The organism is Pantoea jilinensis, from assembly GCF_019104105.1.
Taxonomy (GTDB): domain Bacteria; phylum Pseudomonadota; class Gammaproteobacteria; order Enterobacterales; family Enterobacteriaceae; genus Pantoea; species Pantoea eucalypti.
On the sequence record NZ_CP077748.1, the window covers coordinates 164,226 to 185,508 of the forward strand.

Below are 21,283 nucleotides of genomic sequence, written 5' to 3' on the forward strand. Positions count from 1 at the left end.
ACTCTGAATTAGGGCAAGAGGATTATGCGAAAACTTAGTTCTTACTATGCGTTTTAATGATTGTTAGCCGCCTATTATGTGTTTTGAAGATAATCAAAGGCCGTCTCATTGACGCACATTGACCGTTTTCGCTCGCTCTCATGCGATCGCTGACACCAGGGGATTGCTTTATGACATTTGTCGCCAAAGGTCTTGATGCGCTGGAAGCTCAGCTTCAGCAGGATCTGGAGTTTCTGGAGCTGCCTGCCAAATCATGGGTACCGGAACGGACTTATCAGAGCGCACCCGTTCGCGATGTAGTGGTGATTGGTGCGGGCATGTGCGGTCTGGCAGCGCTCGCTAAATTACAGTTCACCGGCATTAGCAATGTGGTGGCCTATGACGCTGCGCCCGCAGGGCTGGAAGGGCCTTGGGTTACTTTTGCGCGCATGGAAACGCTGCGCTCGCCGAAAACGCTTCACGGTCCGGCTCTGGGTCTCGCGCAGCTGACCTTCCGTGCATGGTTCACGGCACAGTGGGGGAATGAAGCATGGGAAGCACTGGACAAAATTCCTAAAGCGCAGTGGATGGATTACCTGATTTGGTACCGCAGGGTATTGAATCTGCCGGTGCAGAACAACGTGCGTGTCACCCATATCGCGCAGGCCGGGGATCTCATTGCGCTCGATCTGGACGGTGCCGAAACCGGGCGCGTCTACACACGCCGATTGGTGCTGGCTACCGGGCGTTCAGGACTCGGTGGTTTTGCCGTCCCAGATTTCCTGCAAGGTATCGATCGCCAGTTCTGGGCACACTCCGCCGATAACATCAATTTTGCCGCATTACAGGGCAAACGCGTCGCGGTGATTGGCGCAGGCGCATCGTCGATGGATAACGCTGCCACCGCTCTGGAGCAGGGCGCTGCCACAGTCGATCTGCTGATCCGACGTAAAGAAATGCCGCGCATTAACAAGATGACGGGCATTGGCAGTCAGGGCGTGGTGCATGGCATGTATCAACTCCCCGACGTCTGGAAGTGGAAGTTTGTCGATTACACCGCCGCGACGCAAACGCCGCCGCCACGTGCTTCAACCCTGCGTGTATCCCGTCATGACAATGCACGTTTCTTCCTCGACTGCGCCATCAAGGCCGTTAAGCAGGAAGCCGATGGCTTGCTGATCGAAACGACCCAGGGCGTATTGCGCTACGACTTCCTGATCGCCGCCACCGGCTTCACCAACGATTTCCACGGCCGTCCGGAGTTTGCTGCTATTGCGCCGCATATTCGTAGCTGGTCCGACGGTCGCTATCAGCCGGAAATGGGGACTGCACGACACAGCCTGCTGGAAGCGCCGGATCTCGGTCCTTCGTTTGAATTCCGCGAATTGACGCCGGGTGCCTGCCCGATACTGGCACACATTCACTGTTTCAATGATGCTGCGATGCTGACGCACGGCAAAGTTTCTGGCGATATTCCCGCAGTGAGCGCGGGAGCGGAACGCCTGGTGCGCGGCATTGCTGCTTCACTGTTCGCCGATGACGTCGGGCAGCACTATGCCAACTTACAGGCTTTTAACACCCCGGAATTACTGGGCGATGAATGGGTAGATTCAACCCCGCGACTAAAACAGGAGAACGCGTTGTGAGCGACGTTATTGATCAGGCAGCCGGATTAGTACCCGAAGAAGCGTTGTATCAGACGCGCCGCCTGCGTCCCGAATTTGTTGAGGGTGCAGAAGCGTGCCGTCTGTCAGTGTTAACGCCGGAAGACGAACAGGGTTTGCCTGCGGTTCTCCGTCTGGCGCTGGCGCAACGTATGGCGGTCTTGAACGCGGATGAACCGCTGCAACGCGATTATCATGCACAGCTGGCAGTGTTGAACCCGTCTGACGCGTTACTGGCGCTCGCGGCCGGTAATCCTGTGCATGAGGAACCGCTGGCATCGATTGCACGCCATGCTGACATGGTGACACAGCACCCGATTCAGGCGACTGAACAGCACATTCGCCTGCTGGAGCAGGCCGGCTTGAGCAACCCGCAAATTGTCGCGCTCTCTGAACTGATCGCCTTTCTTAACTTCCAGACGCGGGTCGCGGCTGGCTTACGTCTGATGAGGTCCGCATGATTCCGTCGGTTAATCTCAAGCCGCTGCACTGGCATCCCTATATCACACCCGTAGAGGTTGAACAGGCAACGCCGGCACAGCTTGATGCGATGAAAGTGACGCCGTCCAACAAGAAGATCTCAGAGTATGTGCGCACGCTGGTACACGATCCAGAGAGCTACACTGCGCGTACCGGTTTATTCAACGCCATTATGTATGTTGACGGTGGTCTGAACCGCGCGGATCGTGAACTTGGCGCACTGGGTGCTTCCATTGTTAACGGTTGCCGCTACTGTGCGGTGGTGCATGCGCGCCGTCATGCACAGCTGGCCGACAGCGACGCCGTGGTCAGTGCCATCTATTTCGACCGTGCGGACGTGCTGGGTGAACGCGACGCGGCTATTTATCACTTTGCGCGTCGTTTATCGGTCACACCGTCTGAAGCCACGCCGGAAGATGTTGCCGCACTTCGCGCCGTCGGCATGAACGATCAGGAGATTATCGATCTGATCCACGCTATCGCCATCTTTGGCTGGGCCAACCGTCTGATGCATGTGCTTGGCCATGCTGACCTGAACAAATAAGGGCTGCACCGGATGTTAGAACTCAACAATATTACGCTCGCGTACGGAAGTAACCCGATTCTGAAAGGTGTCGATCTGTCAGTAAAACGCGGCGATGTGGTTTCGATCATTGGGCCAAGTGGTACGGGGAAAACTACGCTGCTGCGCTGCATTAACTACCTGGCGAAGCCGTCAGCGGGGACGATTCAACTCGACCAGATCCGCATGGATTATCAGTCACCCGACAAAGCAGCGATTCAGGCTATCCGTCTGCGCACTGCCATGGTGTTTCAGCAGTTTAACGTGTTTAAAAATATGACGGTGCTGGAAAATGTGATGGATCCGTTGATTGTTATCCAGCGTAAAACCAAACAGCAAGCGCGCGACATCGCCGTGCAGGAGCTGGAACGCGTAGGCCTGGGAACCCGGCTCGATCACTATCCATCGCAGTTATCGGGCGGCCAGTTACAGCGGACCGGTATCGCCCGTGCGTTGGCGGTGCGTCCGGATGTGATGCTGTTTGATGAACCGACCTCATCGCTCGATCCTGAGCTGGTGGGTGAAGTGCTTAAAGTGATTAAAGATGTGGCGTCATCCGGCATTACCTCGCTGCTGGTGACGCACGAAATGCAGTTTGCGAAAAGCATTTCGAATCGCATCGTGTTTATGGATCAGGGTGTGGTGGCGGCGCAGGGGACGCCAGCAGAGATGTTTGATAACCCAACGCTGCCGCGCCTTGCCCAGTTCCTCAACTCAGAAAAAGTATTCTAATAATTAAAGGAATCAAAAACATGCCTGCAATCAAAACCACATTACGTCGCCTGGCCGCGCCTGGCATCATCGCACTGGCCCTGATCAGCGGTAACAGCTTTGCTGACGCCGTACGTACTATCAAAATCGCCACCGCTGCAGAATCCAAGCCGCTGTCATGGGGCGCAATTGGTCACGAACCCGAGGGATACGAGCCGGACGTGCTGAAAGCCATCAACGCGAAACTGCCACAGTACAAATTTGTGATGGAAGGTGCGGCGGATATCGCACAGGAAACCGGCCTGGTAACCGGCAAATATGACATGGCCACCGGCGGATACTATAAAGCGCCTGCGCGCAGCAAACAGTTCCTGATACCTGATGCGCCAATCGGTGCCAGCCTGATGAAGATCTACAGCCGCAGCGATAGCAATATCAATGGTATGAAAGATTTGGTCGGCAAGAAGATCGTGCCTGTCACCGCAGGTGGGGGCGTGTATAAGTTCGTCACCCAGTGGCAGCAGGATAACCCGAACGACAAGATCACCATCAAAGCGTCCAGCGCCGGGGTGCCTTATCCGGATCGTCTGAAAGAAGTACAGAACGGTAAATATGACGCACTCATCCTGCCTTCAAACCTCGGTGAGCAAACGGTAATCGACAACCAGAAGCTGGCTATCAAAGCCAGTGAGCCGGTGGTCATTAACAATACCTATGTTCTGATCCACCGCTCTGCTCAGAATCAGGCACTGAATGATGACATCACGAAAACGCTGAAAGAGCTGAAGGCGGACGGCACGCTCGATAAGCTGGCGCAAAAGTGGTTTGGCGAAGACGTCTCCAAATACATGAAGTAATAGATTCACTGCGTCCGGCGATGAGCCGGGCGCATGCTGTCCTTATTAGCAGGAGTGTTTAACCGTGAATCTTTCCTCCATGATTCCAGAACTGCTGTCGGCACTGCCTTTAACGCTCGGCATCATGTTTGTGGCGATGATTGTCGGGTTTTTTCTGGCGCTGATCGCGACCTTTTTCCGCGTGCGCCGTATTCCCGTGCTCAGCCAGCTGGCCGATCTCTACGTTTCTTATGCCCGCAGCGTGCCCGTTGTATTGCAGCTGTTTGTGGCTTTCTACGGCATGCCACTGATCACCGATAACTTTGGCTTTAACGACTTCTTCACGGCCAACGTGGCGGCAATGATTGGTCTGAGCCTGTATCACGGCGGTTATTTATCGGAAGTGATGCGCCCGGCTTACCTCGCGGTTGAACGTGGTCAGCACGATGCCACCGACAGCCTTGGTTACAGTTTCCGCCAGAAAATGCTGCGTGTCGTTGGCCCGCAGGCGGTGCACTTTGCGCTGCCGGGTTACGGTAATGCAATCATCTATCTGATTCACAACGTGGCACTGGTGATGTACATCGGTGCAGCAGATGTGATGGCGACCGCGCACCTGATTATGGAACGCGATTACAACCAGTATCAGTTCGGCACCTATCTCGTGCTGGCCGTACTTTATTCGCTGCTGTGCGGCGTCGCATGGCTGGTTATCCGCTTCTTTGAACAACGTCATGCGAAATACAGCTCGAAGTCTGCTGCGCGCGTGAAGTTCACCACCAGCGTTTGAGTGAGGAAGAAAAACCATGTTTGATGCTGAGGTTTTGCTGCCGGACTTCTGGAGCATTCTTGATGCGGTGCCAGTGACGCTGTTGATGGCTGTTACAGTTTTTATCTGTTCGACACTACTGGGCGGGCTGTTTGCCTTTATTGAGCATCGCCGCATGCCGGTGCTGCGCCAGCTGGTGATTATCTACAAAATCGCCTTCAAAGGTGTGCCGATGGTAGTGGTCATTTTCCTCGCCTATTACGGCTTGCCTCCGGCGCTGCACTTTGTTGCCACGTTACTGGGCGTGGAAGTCAATGCACACTCGCTGCCGAACTGGGTGATCATTATCGTGGCGTTAAGCGCCTGCGTCGCAGCATTCCAGGCTGAAGTGTGGAAAGGGGCACTGAACTCGTTTGACAACGGCCAGTCGGATGCCGCCCTGTCACTCGGTTACAGCGGCGGACAGCTGTTTCGCCGGGTGATGTTCCCGCAGATTATCGTCGCGGCGATTCCCGATCTGGCAAATGCTTTTATGGTGATCATGAAAGCGCTGTCGCTGGCATTTGCCATCGAAGTAGTCGATATCTTTGCTCAGGCACAATTGACGGCAGCACTGAACTTCTATTATCTCGAAGCTTTCCTGATTGCGGTGGTGTTCTACATGGTAATTGCCTACTTAGTCACCCGAATTGCTGACAGGATTGAGGCAGCGCTGCGCGTGCGGACTTAATCAGTATCGTGCTTTACCTGACCGGCAAGTCACTAAACGGGTTGATGCCGTTTTGATAATTGGCGATTAAACAATCCAGCAACTGTATAAAAATCCGGAAGCGTTTCGTTTCCGGATTTTTTATGTCGTTTAGTCAGACCATGAACCGAAAACAGACACCTGGCCTATACAGGCATGCCCTTAAACCCTGGAGCAGGGCAGGCCCCATTGTTGATGACTGAATAACCCGTACAGGATGAACGGCATTCACCCTGAATGCGTATCAGCCAGTTACTGCGCTATACATAAGTGAATTACTAACTGCATTTTTATCGTTGTGATGAAGAGTCATGATAAAACGTTGATGTCGTGATTATTCCCGTTGCGAACTGATTGCCCGCAACGGAAACGTTCTGTTTCAGCGCCTTTTAATCCATCAACATGATAAAAACGGCGGCATTGCCAGATTGATTTTAATAAATATCCGGATCAAAGATGACTGTTACAGCACCACGATACGTATCCGGGCGGGTTTTTAGCATGGTATCAACGTCTTTTTGCCCTACCAGAAATTCGATGCTTCCAGCTCTGTTCTGACCAAAGCTTTTTGTTGTGAATACGTTTTTTGTTAAATCTTTCCCTGTGGTCAGTCGCCGTTTTGACACGGTTGAGCCTGTTGAATGATCAATAATATTCTCCGGCAGGGTCAGAAGGGTCCGGACGGGCACGGTCTGCGAAGGCGTGTTGTCGCTTTTAAGGGCGCAGTCTGAACCGCTCTGCTGCTCGCATTGGAGATAAACCGTAAATTCGCCAGAGCTTGAAAGATTAAAGTTACTTTTTCCGGTCAGTTCAGGAGTGATACGGTTCACCATCCAGCGCTCCCAGTTTGCAGAACCTTCCTCTTCACTACAGATGCGGCCGGGCGCACAGGGCTGCAGGGACACTGCCCGGTTTTCGGGTGTCGTTGTCAGTTTGAGTTCATGATTCACGGTCAGTGTAAAATTGATATCGAGTTCGTTGTCTGATGCCTGAAAGTTGTCACCGAAATCGATATCGCCTCCAGGTCCGACACGTAGGGCTAGCCTTCCAGTATAAATTCCGGATTCCATTTTCAATGGATCTGGGGCTTTGAGGTCATATCCAAAACTTAGCTCATTGACTTTATTTATGAATTTACTATCGCCAACCGGGCGTTCAACACTGCTTATTTTATAACAACCGGAATTTCCTTCTGGGACCCACCATAACCATTCCAGCCAAGCATTAGCGCCCCAACCTGCATGTAAACTACTGCAACCGCCATCAGGATATAGACTGAAAGCAGCGTCTCCCCGACCCCAATTGTATACTCCTGAGTCACTATTGGCAGTATAACGACCACTAAACGACGATACCCTGAAATGCACCTCCTGCGTGTTTCCCGTTTCTATATTTGTAACCATTATTTTCCGGGTAGACGAGGGCCATTTAAAAAAAAGACTCTCTCTTTTGTCATCCTGTGGTGTCAGCCCTCTGGATGGGGTAAGTGTCAGTCCAGTCGCCAGACTTTTTGTCCCGTCGACACAGTTTGCTGGGTGTGTGGCACAAAATCCACTTTGCGGTGTGGTATTCTTGAACGCATTATTTTCCGGATTATCCATTGAAGGTGAAAACGATGCTGAGATATCCATTGTTGCGGCGTTGGCCGATGCACAGCCGGCAAGCAGCAGGGTGCTCATCAAAAACCGTAATATTACGCTCTTCATTTTTTGTCTCCCGTGTCGATAGCCCGGCATTTTATTGCGCTGATGAATTGCACTTTTTTATTTCTGTCGATTCCGGTCGGGAGGTCACACTGCATTGCGGGTAAACCTTCTTCGGCCCTGATCTTAAGTTTTCTGTTCTCTGTTCCGGATTCCAGTGTCAGTACTCCCTCAGCGTTTATCACGCCACTGACTACATCAGTGTTCACATAGCGGTTTCTCAGGACATTGCCATTTTCGTCCTGCAGCATCCCTACGAGAGTGAAGGTCTTCACTGCCTTTACTTTTATGTATTTCACGCTGCCACGTTGCATCTGCACACTGTCGAAGGCTGGTGAGACCTGTACAGCATCACCGCCACTGGCAGTAAACTGGACGTTATCTTTTTTCCACAACTCTGCCGGTACAATATTACGACCCACTTTCAACCGCGTCTCAGCCATCCGGCCTGAAGCCAGGATATTCGTCGTGTCATCATCTGAGTCCACGTCGACAATCAGGGCGGACTCCATGCTACGACTTTTACTTCCGTTGACAGACGCCATTTTGCCTCCGCCAATAACCAGAACCTGGCTCAGATTACCGCCCGCTACGTTGGTATTACCCTGAGTATTATGTTGAACGTAACCATCTCCGCTAACGTACGGCGTATCAACTGAGGCATTGCCGCTGATGACGGTATTTAGCTGACTGTATGAGACGCCGCCTCCGAGAGTGCGGATGCTACTGTCCTCTCCGGGCTGCCACTGATAGTTCAGACTGGAATACCCATGGTTCTGGTTCATGCCTGTTTCAGTTGACAGGATGTGCCGTGCCGCCGGTGCCAGTGAGATGCTGACACCAAATGAAATACCATGGTCGCGACGATTGTCATTAAAGCCGGGGCGGTCGTATGCGCTGACCCGATAATTTATGTCATGTCCGGACAGAGAGGCCAGCGTGGTCAGTGATATATCGGCACCCAATCCGCGGCGCCAGACAGTATCCATATATTGCCCGTTAACAATGACGGATGTTGACCAGGGAAGCCGGAGCGAAAGGGTGCTTCCCCATGTATCGCCCTGCTGGCGTGATGACGTTCTGTGCCCATAGATATCTGACGTTGTTGAGCGCCAGAATATGCTGGCAGAACTGCCACCGGAGATATTGCGATAATAGCGAATGTCGGTATTTTGGTTCGTTTGATATTCTGTGTTTCCCAGCGTGTATTGGGCAAAAAGACTGTCATCAGGGGATAGCGTTATATTCGCCCGTGTTCTGACCTGATTTTCCTTATCTGTCGCCGCTCCGCTAATGCCCAGAACAGCACGGGGGTGTGCCAGCACATCAATGCCACCCCCAACGGCATAAGGGTTATCGTCTCGTACGCGACCCTTTCCAGAAGCCAGGGTTCTGTGCTGGCCACTCCAGAGATTCATACGCCAGCGTCGGTTTGGGTCGCTCCATCCCTGAGGTTTGTAGATCTGCGCCTGCTGAGTATCGACGGTTTGCCCATTTTCAATGATTTTAATGGTTATATCGTAAATGCCACCAGGCAACTGACGGGTGTCCAGCGCCTGCACACCAGCCTGTAATTCCTGGGTATGAATCAGGCGATTATCACGCCAGACTTCTGCGATGGATCGATTACGTCCAGTCACATAAACAGGCCAGGCGCTGACACTGTCCGTACTGACCAGGAGTGTATCTGAAGTTCCCCACATTGCACCGACTACGGTGTCGTAACCGAATCCGGATGTCTGTACATTACCGGTATCATTGTCTGGAGTAAAAAAGCCCAGGCGAATAAAACTGCCCTGAAGTTCTTTTTGCGTGTAGAGTTCATAAAGACTAGAACTACTATAGTTATATTTACCGTTCGTTCCGGATGACTGAAAGGATGCTTTCTGGCTCCAGTTAGCAAGAGATGAAGTGAGCGATGAATTTATGCCCCAGCTTCGTGATGCCTCCGAGGTTGTAACCGATGCATCGTTATACATAATTATTCCACCGGGTGTTTCTTCCGGCATGGAAATGTATGTGCTTCTGGCACGGGCTGTCTCATAATTCTGGGTATAAAGTTTCAGCACAGAATTATCAAGTTTGTACTGCACCGCCATCAGGCCGGATGGACAGTTTTTCTCGCATTTACCAATCGATACGCCTTTTGCAAGTAAATCACGCCATAGCGTCTGAATTTCCGGGTCAGTATCCTGAGCGTCATCGATTATACGCAGCAGACGAATATTTCCATTTTCTTTTAAGGCAACCGCCGCATCAAATAACCGGCTGTCATTCAGATAGACCTGAACAATAATCTCAGAGTTGTAGAAGTACCGGCGGAAATCTTCAGGTAATTTCCGCATATTTGCGGCCAGCATCATATCATCAGCATGGGATATAAGCGGAAGTAAAATAAGTGCAAAAAGAGTCTTTTTCATAAAAAACCGCCACAATCCTGTGGCGGCCCTCATCTGGTGTGCTCAATGAAATATTTAACTCATATTTATCAGGACTCTGGCGTAACGACAGCAGGTTCAAAGACCATTGCAACTGAACCAGTGAACGAACCACTCATATCAAGAGCCTTCTCATCAGCCTGAGAGATTTTTAACATTGTTCGACCACCGGTTTTGGCATTTTCATTGGTAACAACAGTTGTAGCTGTTTTGCTAAGGGTTACACCATTAAATGTCACAGCCAGAGGAATAACATCTGTTCCATTAGATAGCTGCGGTTTACCATCAGAGTTGAGGTTTCCGGTCAGTGTTGCCTGAATACCACCATTGGTTTTTTTATACTGAAACTCTTTCTCAAAGACTTTAAGTTTGCTGGTAGAAATGTCGTAAGCCATATCCTGTGTCTGGTTAATCCAGCCAGAATCAACAGGGATCACCTGAAAAGTATCTGAAGGAACAGTTGCAGATAAATTGATGGTATAGCTTTGGCTGTCAGCTGCATGCGCAACTGCGCCGCCTAAAATTGCACAGGAAATTAGTGCGGTAGAAAAGGATTTTTTAAGAATAGAAAGGTTGCGTTTCATGTTTAATAATATCCTAATGATTTAAGTGGTCTTTAATTACAGGCAAGCTTTCGCCTGAAGATATTTACGGAATTAATAACTCAAATTCCGTTTGTTGCTTCCCTCAATAAGAGTGAAATTCGTTTTATATCCTGCCTTCCGTTTCACATCGTGTGTTCGGCCAGGAAGAATGAATTCTCGTGTTACGGAACCACAATCCGTATTCGCAAATTTACATTGGCGTATTGCATCCAGTGACACCGTAGCGTTGCCGTTATTTCGCACTGATAAAGAGTCTGGCGCCGCATCGTGTATAACGGTATTAAATAAAGGCTTTTCCGGTTGGACGATTAGAATAGTTCCGTACCCGGTGAGGACATTAAGTCCTGCCTGCAGGTTTTCTTTACGGTATTCACTCACTGCTTTCTTATCAAGTCCAAAGCCATCGTCGCTCTCTGGCATAACAGGGATGAATCTGATGCGAAAATATCGCTCACTGTTACGCTCACCAGGCCAGAGCATACGGACACTCTGAAATCCTGATGGGGGAATAATAAGGCGCTGTGGTGTCACAATAAGTCTCTCACGTTCCAGTGTTTTTCCGGATACCTCTTTTTGTGGTAACTCATTATTCTTATCCTGTCGCTCAGGATGTATTTCAAGAATCTCAACCCGAACAAATGCGGTGGAGTCACCTGTGTTATATATTCTTTTAGTCATACTTTGCATTCCTGGCGTCAGGACATCATACATACTGCCGATGCCAATAACGGGTGTAGCGAAAGTTGATGGCGAAAATAACAAAAAAACAAGGGCTGCACTCACGCAGGAAATTATCCGATTAGTATATTTTACTATCATAAAAAACCAACTTTATAGAATTACTCAGCCCTGATCGAAGGCCATGAGTAAATGTCACAATACTGTTTCACCCGTTTTGCCTGTACTGGCTGATAGAATGAAAAAGCCAGCATTCCTGAATTTATTCCATAATTAAGGGGTTGCTATCCAGCATTGCAATTATAAATATCAAGCCAGAATTAAGGTTCATTACATATAGAGTTGTACGATCAACAACTACAGCTGGCCATATTCATTGTTTAAATTACTTCTCAATAACTTTATCTTTTCTTTTTTGTTCCACGACCTTCTCCCATAATGAATAAAGCTTAGCGTGAATCCTAAAACCAACCTCAGGCAAGCAACGCTATAAAACGTGATGTCATTATCTGAGATGACAAACTCACTGTGCTCTGGGTTTGAGAATTGTACATCGATGAAGGTTTGCGACAATCTATATGTATAAAGATGAAGTATATAGGTTTTTATTCTAATATTTAGATATGATTTAGATGATAGTGCTGATATTCATTTAATAACTGGGGGGGTTACAAAGTAAATAAAATTAATGGTCAGTGTCATATCAGGGGGATTTTTTATCATTATCATGACCAAAACCTGTAAGGCTACGGTAACTGACATATCTAACTATCAATCAGGAAGCGTTTGTGAAAGCATTCATGAATAATCATGTGGCCGATGATAACTGTTATCTCGTACAAACGTCTTCAGGAGGTCGAACGCTATGATTAGCTTTTGATTTTCTCTGAACTGTGGCTTAGATATGGTTTTTAATGCGTAATCTTCGCTTGATATCTTATTGGGTAAGAATCTTCGCCTTCGCCTCTGACACCGAACATTTCCAGGATTAGGCACATAATAGTCTGTTGTTCACAGGATTGAGATGAATTGGACTGCGTTAAATTATCCTCCTCACTTCTGGAGGAAATCGTGAATAACAACAGAATCGTTTTTAGTCTGGTTATCGTCCTGACAATATTTTGGGTTGGTGCGTCTCAAGCGAAGACACCAAAGCAAAACGATGATCACATTCGCCAGCGCATTATCGAGGATTCAATCGTCTCATATCCTGGTGTATGTGCATGCCCATTTAGTGCTGCGCGAAATGGCAGTAGCTGTGGCGGACGAAGCGCATGGAGCAAGCAGGGTGGTTATGCACCGATCTGTTATAAAAAAGAGGTCTCAAAGCAGATGGTCGATGAATGGCGTCAAAATCATGATGCTTAAATAACTGCGGAATTGGTAGGTGTTAATTTTATGAGCCAGCGTAAATCATAAACTGCGAATCCCTGCTGTTCATGCACAGCTACACCTGTATTTATTCTGGGTAGTTAACAATAAAAATCAACAATAGCCGGATAAAGTGTTATCCGGCTATTGGCGGGTCTAGGTCAACACCAAAGTTCAGCTTATTTCTGAGCCTGCTGTGCCTGCTGATTTTTCTCAGCTTCTTTCTGCTTTTTCTTTGCCATATGATGACCGACTGCGCAGCCTGCTGCAGCTCCGGCGACACCATGATGAGCAACATGACCTGCCACGCCTCCAACTGCGGCTCCTTTAAGACATCCCTCAGCATTAGCCTGTAAATTTACTGACAAAAACAGGCCGGTAGCAATAACGATAACTGATAATTTTTTCATTACTCAATATCCTGGTAGTCATAGTTGCACGTTGAACTCATCAGAGCTTAGCTCCTCTTTGGCTCTTTTCTCTCGTCAGGATACAGATATCACGAAGATAGTTACCTGTGGTTACGCTTTTCAGCCAGTGAGGCGAAAAAATGGCGAGTTTTTATTCAGAATAGTAATCTGCATCTGTTTACAGATAATATTTCGTGCAGGAATTCTTTTCCTTTATAAAGTGAGAGGGCATGTAGTCACTGTGAACCAGAAGAATAACCTGCTGTCGCAGAGATTGCTCTTTTGGCTCGATACTTTTAAACGTGACATGACGCGCGCTTTCCCATCGGCCTGTTTCGACCCTTTTCACGCCATTCATGCGAGTAAGAGAGCCTTTGGCTGGCTGGGTTGTCAGGGATTGATCGTATTCATACAAAATACCCATGGCATCCTGTTGAGAACTGGTCATGCTTTGAGCGGGTGTCGTTCTTGCGTTAAATTCCCTCGCCGGGAAACCGTTTCTGTCTGACGCGGCACTGAAACGTCTCAGAGCGCCTGCGTTTTAAAAAGACTATTATGATTGGCAGAGACAAAACGATGATAATTAAACGCTGTTTAAACGGCTTGCTTAATAAATGATTTAAATTGTTTTTGTTTAACCTGCAGACAATCTTTGAAAAATAATTCAGTCCTAATGGATTCTTAATAAACTTAATTTATAACTAACCTGTAAAGTTCATAAAATATAAATCTAATATAGCTTGATCCCGACTGAGGAAAATGGTTCAAATTAAAGCGGCAACTTAGCTGCAGAGTGGGGAGGTCAGCAGTTATTACTCCTGTGTAGAATATAAATAAATCTTCAACGAACGTGTTTCGTAAAATATCTGCAGTGTTGTTGAGCCTGGCGATAGAAACTGGCTTTATACTGGTCGGGTTTACGAAGTGACAGGTTTGGAAGGCATTGACGTCGGACTCAGCAGTAAACCTGAACTCACCAGCGCATACATCAGAAATGATTTACCTGAACAATTTATTTTTTTAATTGTTTCCTGTTTGGGAAGCGGTTTAGTAATGCTTCCTTTGATCAATCAGATTAAATGGCACTATCATGAAAAAAATCCTTATTACTGGTTCTACAGGTTTTTTAGGCGGGGCTGTTGTAGCAAATTTATTACAGAACAGGGTCAAGGATAGGCTGCTGCTGCTGGTCAGAGGCGAGACGGTTGAAGAAGGGCTAAAAAGGCTTAAAGCTAACCTGAAAAACTTTGGCTTAAGTGAGTCAGTTATTCACACGATAACACCTGAAAATATCATTTTAGGTGATCTGGCATTAACGGAAAACTTTATCAATGACTCTCGGATTAATGACGTCACCCACGTTATTAACTGTGCTGCCGTTGCCTCTTTTGGTAACAATCCCACTATCTGGAAAGTGAATGTTGAAGGCACATTCCAGTTCGCTGAACGCATGAGCCGTGTCGCGGGACTTGAGAAATTTATCCACGTGGGTACGGCGATGTCTTGTGCACCGGAGCGTGGCTCGCTGGTGACTGAAGGCGGACTGGATTCCAGCCGCGATCAACATGTTGTCGAGTACACCTGGAGTAAGGCCTCAATTGAAAAAATGATGACCGAAAAGCTGCCGGAACTGCCTCTGGTCATTGCCCGGCCATCAATCGTCGTGGGCCATTCCGATCAGGGTTGTCTGCCGTCAGCCAGTATTTTCTGGGTATTCCGTATGGCGCTGGCATTAGGGAAATTCACCTGCGACCTGGACGATCGTATTGATGTCGTTCCGGTTGATTACTGCGCGGATGCGCTGGTGATGCTGCTTGATGCAGAAGACGTCATTAATGAGGTGATTCATATCTCTGCTGGCACACAAAGCAGTGTGACCTTCGCTGAAATTGACGAAGCGATGGCTAAAGCATCAGGGAGCAGGGCACTCGGCGTTGATTATCAGAAGGTGTCCTATAAACAGCTCTCTGACAGCAGAAGAACCTTTAAGGATCTGTTCGGGCCCTGCAACGAGCGCATCATGCTGCGCGCCATGAATTTGTATGGTCATTTCTCAAACCTGAATGTGGTATTCGATAATTCCAAACTGCTGCAACTGGGTATGAACAAACCCTCAAGATTTACCGATTACCTGGATCGCTGCGTAGTAACAACCCGCGACTCCACCATCGCCGAGTTGATGCAGGTTGATTTCAAATAGTGGATACGGTGAGCCTGCCAGTAAAGCACATGCTGTTTTGGTGAAGAGCGGGCTGTGTAAATCATTATCCTGTCAGGCTGGCAGCTGATGACGCACAGCGTTCATCCCGGGCTGGTATAACTTGCTGCCCGATTGAGACCGGAATTTATACGCCATGGATGGCATTGAGGAACATAAGTGAGTCACAAGATCATTACGTTGATGTTTCACTCCTGAAGCACTTCTTTATCGCATTTTTATCCAGTAAAAATCGCTTTTCTGGTTCAGCATAACACCCCATCAACGCCTTCAATTTTACTCAAAACGCGTCTTTGTGACTCCAGACTTAATAGGTCTGGAGTCACAGATAAATTGTGACTAGAATGGCCCGCTTTGAAGTTAGCTACAGGTAGCGATGTGACAACAAATCTGACTCAGACCATGGACCGTTCAGCGTATGTGGGCCGTCATGTACTGGTCTGGCTGGAGCAGGTAAAAACTGCCACGCTTAGTGAGCTGGATAATTTTGGCGATGAGGGCACCGTTGAGCAGGTGATGAAAGTCTGGGTCAAACTGTCATTGCTAAGTAGCCGTCGGCGTCCCGAGATTGCGATCTCATCGCTGCTGAAACATGTTCTGCCCAACATCGGGTTGCTGCCCCTCAAAGTACTGAACCGTTTACGACTCAACCGGCTCTACAACATTCTGATTGCCGACGGTAAAAAAGAGGAGGCGCGAAGGGTCTTTGCGCTGACTAAACAATTCCTTGCCTGGGCTGAGATGCAGGGTTATCTCGATCATTCACCTATTGCCTCAATGAAGAAACGGGATGTCGCAGGTCGCTCAACGCCGCCGCGCAGTCGGCAACTCACTGATGCGGAAATCTGGGTTTTCTGGCATGGGCTGGACAACTGGGCATTATCAGAACAAGTCCGCTGGGCGCTGCGTTTGTGTCTTGTCAGTGCCCGACGGCCTGATGAAATCGTACAGGCGCAAAAAACGGAGTTCGATCTGCAGTTAGGATTGTGGATGCAGGGCACACGCAATAAATCACAGCGGGAACATGTGTTACCCATTTCACCCCTGATGAAGCAATGCATTGAAGCATTGCTGCGCGATGCGGATCCCGATTCCCCCTGGCTGGTGCCTGCGCCACGGGATCCGCAACAGCCACTGTCTAAAGGCGCACTGAACCAGGCATTGCGTCGGATGATTCGCGCTCCACGCGGACTCGGGCTGGAGGCCTTTACGCCGCGCGATTTGCGCCGGACCGCACGATCTAAACTTTCCGCGCTCGACACGCCTAACGATGTGGCCCGCAAAATCATGAACCATGCGCTGGAGGGTATCGACCGGGTGTATGACACTCATGATTATCTGAGCCAGATGCGCAGCGCGATGAACACCTTCTCGGATGCAGTTGAGCAGATTATTCACTGCGAAAGTTATTATCTGCTGCGACATCGCTATGATGGTGAGACGCTTTCCCTGAACGATCTCTCTATCATGGCGATGTCACGCTAACGCTTACATTCAGGGTAATCAGAAGTGGTAGCGCAGCCAGGCAAAATAGACGTTCCCGTTGTTATGCGTACCGGGAATATAGGTCATCTGGAAATCGAGATCGCCATAGCCGATTGAGGCCAGTGGCAGGACGGCTGGCACTGGAATATAGTCCCAGTTGTGTCGTGCGGTCACGCCAACAGTGTAACCTGCGCCCCAGTGAAAATTCTGATCAGCAAGCGGGCGCCAGGTTGCCACCCAGCCATAGCCACCGAAGGGTTCCCATTTATTAAAGGAGTCCTTAAACGCCATTAAATAGATGCCGTTCCAGTTGCCTTTTTCGTCGTAACGGGAAATCCCGCCACCTGCGCCCCAGGGTCTTTCATTATATTTATTAATATGTTCCCGATCGTAGGTTGCACGGTTGTGCCAGGTAATAGCGGGAAGGTAAAAGTCGATACCCTCAGGTTGCTGCCAGGTGGTGGCGACGTTATTGCTGAAATTTTCCCAGCCTGAACTTACATTCTGCATAAGTGTGGCGGCGGAGGCTGAAAAATCACTGAAAATGGACGTAATGATCAGCGCTTTAAGAGGTAAAATTTTGCGCATTGACGAATTCCTGCAATATCTGGTGTTAAATAAGGAAAAAAATGTATCAAGACGGGGATTGTTGCATGAGAAAGGGAAACTTCAGCTCAATGAACGGGCATTACAGGATTTTATAATTATTTAAAATGAAGCAGCATTTGCTTACTGAGGTTAAATTCGCTTTTACACTGATGTGAAAATCCCTTCCTTGCTGGCGATCCTCTCCAGCAGTCCGAACCCGATAAATACTTTTTTGAAAGAATCAGCATTGTTTGTTAACAAAATCTTGCATTGATAATCGCAATGCGTATATTTCTCATTTGCTTTAAAGTTTTTTCACACTTGCGCATAAACGCTTACGAGAGGGTTTTTGATTTCTCTGAGCATAAGCAGTCAGACGATGCCCGCAGGATGCAGGGCCGTGATAATGGCAGCATAAAAACATAAAGATAATTGAGGAATTAATGAACGCCTTCGATCTTCAGCATCCCAGGATTAAGAACGTGATTGCTCTGCAACGTCCATTTCGCTTCTCGTTGCTGGCCGTGATTGTCGCCTCATCACTGGCACATAACATTGCGCATGCCGCAGAGACTCAGGCACCCGCTGCCAGCACTGACCAGACTCTGACCGTTACCGCTGCCGATAATGCTGCTGCGGTCTCTTCGCCCGAAACCGATTACAGCGTCCCGGTTACCCGTGCAGGCACAAAAATGCTGGGCACTGCGCGTGATGTGCCGCAGTCAGTCAGCATTGTCAGCAAGCAGCGAATGGCAGATCAGCAACTTCAGTCGCTGAATGATGTGCTGGCAAATACCACTGGAATCCGCGGCATCAGTGGGGATATGGACCGCACTAACTACTATGCGCGCGGCTTTATGATCGACAACTATATGGTCGATGGCATTCCCACTGCTTTTGCCGAACGCTGGAACCTGGGCGATGCACAGACCGATATGGCCCTGTATGAGCGCGTTGAAGTGGTTCGCGGCGCAACGGGGCTGATGACCGGGCCAGGCAATCCTTCAGCAGCCATCAATATGGTACGCAAACATGCGGACAGCAAAGAATTCGGCGGCACCGTCTCTGCCAGCTACGGCAGCTGGAACAAACAGCGTTATGTTGCCGATCTTTCGGCGCCGCTCAGTGAGTCAGGTAATGTGCGTGGCCGACTGGTTGCAGGCTGGCAGGATAACAACAGCTTCATCGAACGCTACGGCGCTAAAAAACAGTTCATCTATGGCGTAGTTGACGCCGATCTGACGGATTCTGCCACGCTCTCTGTCGGTTATGAGTTCAGTCAGGTCAATACCGACTCCACCATGTGGGGCGGCGCACCACGCTGGTACACGGACGGCACACAGATTCATACCCGTCGCGGCTACAACACCGCGCCTGACTGGGCCTATAACGACAAAGAGAATCGCAAACTCTTTGTAAACCTGAAGCAGGATTTCGATAACGGCTGGAACATCACCCTGAACGGGGCGCACAACGAGATGCGTCTGGACAGTAAGCAGATCTATCTTGATGGCTATTTCGATCGCAATACCGGCGCGGGTGTCTCTTCCTATGCTGACTATCCGGTGGTGGGCGGAACCGGTTATAACACCGGCAAACGGAAAGTGGATGCAGTGGATGCTTTTGCCAGCGGCCCGTATGAACTGCTGGGGCGCCAGCATGAGCTGATGGTGGGCGTCAACTACACCCGCCAGGATAATAAGTACTTCAGCACCTTTGAGAATATCTCGTCGGCGTCGTTAGGTAACTATAACGACTTCAACGGCCAGTATCCGGAATCCAACTGGACACCGCGTCTGCCTGCCAGCGATACCCAACTGGTTCGCCAGAAATCAACTTACATGGCAACCCGCCTGTCACTTGCTGATCCGCTGCACCTGATTCTCGGCGCCCGTTACACCAACTGGAATCGCGAAACCTTAAGTGGCGAAGCGGAAGAAAACAACATTACGCCGTATGGCGGGCTGATTTATGACTTCGCCGAAAACTGGTCGGCTTACGCCAGCTATACCTCGGTGTTCCAGCCCCAGGATTACCGCGATGCCAGCGGTGCTTACCTGTCGCCGGTTATCGGTAAAAACTACGAGGCAGGCGTGAAATCTGACTGGCTGGACAGTCGCCTGACAACCTCCGTTTCAGTTTTCCGCACGGAGCTGGATAACGCAGGTGAAGCGACGACGCAGACCATTCAGGGCTCTGGAGATGTTGCCTACGTTGGCCGCAAAGGGGTTGTGAGTCGTGGTGTGGAGTTCGAAGTCAACGGTGCATTAACCGACAACTGGCAGATGACTTTTGGCGGGTCGCGTTACATCGCGGAAAACCGCGATGGCAGCACGTTTAACCCGCAACTGCCGCAGACCAGTTTTAACCTGTTCAGTAGCTATCGTCTGCCGACACTGCAGCAGCTGACGCTGGGTGGCGGCGTGAACTGGCAGACGCACGTCTGGAACGATGTCGGCGGCCCGGAAGGTAATGGCACCTGGCGCGCGCGGCAGGGCAGCTATGCACTGGTTGATCTATTCGCCCGCTATCAGGTGAACAAAAACCTGTCACTGCAGGGCAATCTCAATAATCTGTTCGACAAAGAGTATGACACCAACGTGGCCAGCTCTGTGGTCTACGGCGAACCTCGTAATTTTTCAGTGACCGCCAGCTACACCTTCTGATTTGTATCGTTGTAACGCCTGTGAAAAACGCCTCATTTGAGGCGTTTTTCACAACATAACAGGTCTGCACTCAGGTAAAACGTAGTGCCAGGTTAAAACCTTCAGTGGACTCCACCACAATCGCCTCAGGCTGCTCCTGAAATGCGATGTCACCCGTCACCGGCATTCCTTTTTTTGTCATTGCGCCGCCACAATCTGCAACGCGCGCGGCACCAGCTGGGTGAAGTACGCCACCGCCGGGCCGATCAGGGCTTCATCCGGATCGAAGGCGGCATGATGCAGCCCAAACTGGCTGGCACTGCCGATGCTGACAAACGCGCCCGGCACCTGTTGCAGATAGAAGGCAAAATCTTCTCCGCCCATCTGTGGCGACTCAGCATGCTCCGCGAGATAGCCACTCTGTTCTGCAACGTCCAGAGCAACATCCACCCAGCCTGGCGTGTTAATCAGGGCAGGCGGTCCCTCGGTCCACTCCAGTTCTGCGGTCGCACCAAATCCGGCGGCGATACCCTGAATCAGTGACCGCATGCGGTGCGGGATCTGCGCCCGAATCTCGCCGTTGTGAGTGCGTACGGTGCCCTCCAGCTCAACGCTTTGCGGCAGCACGTTCCAGGTATTACCGGCGGTAAAGCGCGTTACGCTCAGCACCACCGTTTCCAGCGAGCTGAATACCCGGCTCGGCAGGGTCTGCAGTGCCGTCACGATATGACTGGCAATCACGATCGAATCGATCCCCTCCTGCGGTCGTGCGGCATGCGCGCCTTTGCCCTCAATGCGGATCACAAAGCGGTCGACGTTGGCATAAAATGCACCCGCCCGGCTCTGAAGCGTGCCCAGCGGCAGGTCAGGCGCATTGTGCAGGCCGAATATCGCCTGAACGCCTTCCAGCGCACCGGCTTCAATCAGCTGACGCGCGCCATTAAAAGTCTCTTCGGCGGGCTGAAACAGAATCCGCACCCGACCAGGCAGCGTCTCTTCCTGCTGTTTCAGTTGCAACGCCACACCGAGCATCACGGCGCTGTGAACGTCGTGACCACAGGCGTGCATCACGCCCGGCTGCTGTGATCGCCACGGTCGCTCGGTGGTTTCTTCAATCGGTAACGCATCAATATCCGCGCGCAGGGCGATCAGCGGTTCGCCATGACCGATTTCTGCCACGACGCCGGTTTTCAGCCCCAGCGGCTTCAGCCGGATTCCTGCCTGTTCCAGCCAGCGTGTAATCCGTTCCGTAGTGGCATATTCATGATTCGAAAGTTCAGGATGCTGGTGCAGTTCGCGACGCCACTGCACCAGTTGTTCAGTTAAAGGCAAAGTCATGGTATCCCTGTGTTTCCGGCATAAAAGATTTATCCATTGCCTCAGCAGGCGCAAT

General features: G+C 50.0%; 18 protein-coding genes. 11 read left to right on the forward strand and 7 right to left on the reverse strand.

Going from position 1 to position 21,283, the window contains the following annotated elements; genetic code table 11:
• Positions 1–170 precede the first annotated feature (170 nt).
• The 7 genes from KTJ90_RS20275 (at position 171) to KTJ90_RS20305 (ending at position 5,731) form a co-directional block, all read left to right on the forward strand.
• A complete protein-coding gene (locus KTJ90_RS20275) occupies positions 171–1,625 on the forward strand; it encodes an NAD(P)-binding domain-containing protein (protein ID WP_008924629.1) in 1,455 nt (484 codons plus the stop codon).
• Entirely contained in the window at positions 1,622–2,104 is a 483-nt protein-coding gene (locus KTJ90_RS20280) for a CMD domain-containing protein (RefSeq protein ID WP_003855044.1), read from the forward strand. Before KTJ90_RS20275 ends, KTJ90_RS20280 begins: the two co-directional genes overlap by 4 nt.
• Positions 2,101–2,667, forward strand: a complete 567-nt coding sequence (locus tag KTJ90_RS20285; RefSeq protein ID WP_008924630.1) for a peroxidase-related enzyme — start codon at positions 2,101–2,103, stop codon at positions 2,665–2,667. The genes KTJ90_RS20280 and KTJ90_RS20285 overlap by 4 nt, the downstream gene beginning before the upstream one ends.
• 12 nt (positions 2,668–2,679) lie before the next feature.
• Positions 2,680–3,417 carry an amino acid ABC transporter ATP-binding protein gene (locus KTJ90_RS20290; RefSeq protein ID WP_003855046.1) on the forward strand — a complete coding sequence of 246 codons (738 nt, stop codon included), beginning with the start codon at positions 2,680–2,682 and terminating at the stop codon, positions 3,415–3,417.
• A 20-nt stretch (positions 3,418–3,437) separates the two neighbouring features.
• On the forward strand, positions 3,438–4,253 hold the full coding sequence (locus KTJ90_RS20295; RefSeq protein WP_003855047.1) for a transporter substrate-binding domain-containing protein: 816 nt from the start codon (positions 3,438–3,440) through the stop codon (positions 4,251–4,253).
• Positions 4,254–4,317: 64 nt separating this feature from the next.
• On the forward strand, positions 4,318–5,022 hold the full coding sequence (locus KTJ90_RS20300) for an amino acid ABC transporter permease (RefSeq protein WP_003855049.1): 705 nt from the start codon (positions 4,318–4,320) through the stop codon (positions 5,020–5,022).
• Between the two features lie 16 nt (positions 5,023–5,038).
• The gene (locus tag KTJ90_RS20305) at positions 5,039–5,731 is read left to right on the forward strand and encodes an amino acid ABC transporter permease (RefSeq protein WP_003855051.1); all 693 of its coding nucleotides are present in this window, start codon (positions 5,039–5,041) and stop codon (positions 5,729–5,731) included.
• A 452-nt stretch (positions 5,732–6,183) separates the two neighbouring features.
• Here KTJ90_RS20305 and KTJ90_RS20310 read toward each other — a convergent pair whose 3' ends face one another.
• From KTJ90_RS20310 to KTJ90_RS20325, 4 genes are all read right to left on the reverse strand, one after another.
• Positions 6,184–7,455, reverse strand: coding sequence for a hypothetical protein (locus tag KTJ90_RS20310; RefSeq protein WP_499027038.1), 1,272 nt, complete (start codon positions 7,453–7,455; stop codon positions 6,184–6,186).
• Positions 7,452–9,872 (reverse strand): TcfC E-set like domain-containing protein, encoded by a 2,421-nt coding sequence (locus tag KTJ90_RS20315; protein ID WP_231001629.1) that lies wholly within the window; start codon positions 9,870–9,872, stop codon positions 7,452–7,454. The genes KTJ90_RS20310 and KTJ90_RS20315 overlap by 4 nt, the downstream gene beginning before the upstream one ends.
• Before the next feature lie 68 nt (positions 9,873–9,940).
• Positions 9,941–10,474 carry a CS1 type fimbrial major subunit gene (locus tag KTJ90_RS20320; protein WP_499027040.1) on the reverse strand — a complete coding sequence of 178 codons (534 nt, stop codon included), beginning with the start codon at positions 10,472–10,474 and terminating at the stop codon, positions 9,941–9,943.
• Between the two features lie 72 nt (positions 10,475–10,546).
• Positions 10,547–11,314, reverse strand: a complete 768-nt coding sequence (locus KTJ90_RS20325) for a fimbrial biogenesis chaperone (protein ID WP_225613821.1) — start codon at positions 11,312–11,314, stop codon at positions 10,547–10,549.
• A gap of 963 nt (positions 11,315–12,277) precedes the next feature.
• On the opposite strand from KTJ90_RS20325, the gene KTJ90_RS20330 reads away from it, so the two are divergent.
• Positions 12,278–12,541 (forward strand): hypothetical protein, encoded by a 264-nt coding sequence (locus KTJ90_RS20330; protein WP_392391873.1) that lies wholly within the window; start codon positions 12,278–12,280, stop codon positions 12,539–12,541.
• Between the two features lie 182 nt (positions 12,542–12,723).
• Here KTJ90_RS20330 and KTJ90_RS20335 read toward each other — a convergent pair whose 3' ends face one another.
• A complete protein-coding gene (locus KTJ90_RS20335) occupies positions 12,724–12,954 on the reverse strand; it encodes a hypothetical protein (protein WP_003855058.1) in 231 nt (76 codons plus the stop codon).
• A gap of 1,090 nt (positions 12,955–14,044) precedes the next feature.
• Between KTJ90_RS20335 and KTJ90_RS20340 the strand changes: the two genes are divergently transcribed.
• Positions 14,045–15,154, forward strand: coding sequence for an SDR family oxidoreductase (locus tag KTJ90_RS20340; RefSeq protein ID WP_187513089.1), 1,110 nt, complete (start codon positions 14,045–14,047; stop codon positions 15,152–15,154).
• Positions 15,155–15,574: 420 nt separating this feature from the next.
• Positions 15,575–16,657, forward strand: coding sequence for a tyrosine-type recombinase/integrase (locus tag KTJ90_RS20345; protein ID WP_499027075.1), 1,083 nt, complete (start codon positions 15,575–15,577; stop codon positions 16,655–16,657).
• Between the two features lie 18 nt (positions 16,658–16,675).
• On the opposite strand, the gene pagP is transcribed toward KTJ90_RS20345, so the two are convergent.
• On the reverse strand, positions 16,676–17,245 hold the full coding sequence (gene pagP / locus KTJ90_RS20350; protein WP_110411945.1) for a lipid IV(A) palmitoyltransferase PagP: 570 nt from the start codon (positions 17,243–17,245) through the stop codon (positions 16,676–16,678).
• A gap of 443 nt (positions 17,246–17,688) precedes the next feature.
• Here pagP and fhuE point away from each other — a divergent pair, with 443 nt between their 5' ends.
• On the forward strand, positions 17,689–19,911 hold the full coding sequence (gene fhuE, locus KTJ90_RS20355) for a ferric-rhodotorulic acid/ferric-coprogen receptor FhuE (RefSeq protein WP_003855069.1): 2,223 nt from the start codon (positions 17,689–17,691) through the stop codon (positions 19,909–19,911).
• A 177-nt stretch (positions 19,912–20,088) separates the two neighbouring features.
• On the opposite strand, the gene KTJ90_RS20360 is transcribed toward fhuE, so the two are convergent.
• Positions 20,089–21,228 (reverse strand): zinc-binding metallopeptidase family protein, encoded by a 1,140-nt coding sequence (locus tag KTJ90_RS20360; RefSeq protein WP_499027043.1) that lies wholly within the window; start codon positions 21,226–21,228, stop codon positions 20,089–20,091.
• Positions 21,229–21,283 lie beyond the last annotated feature (55 nt).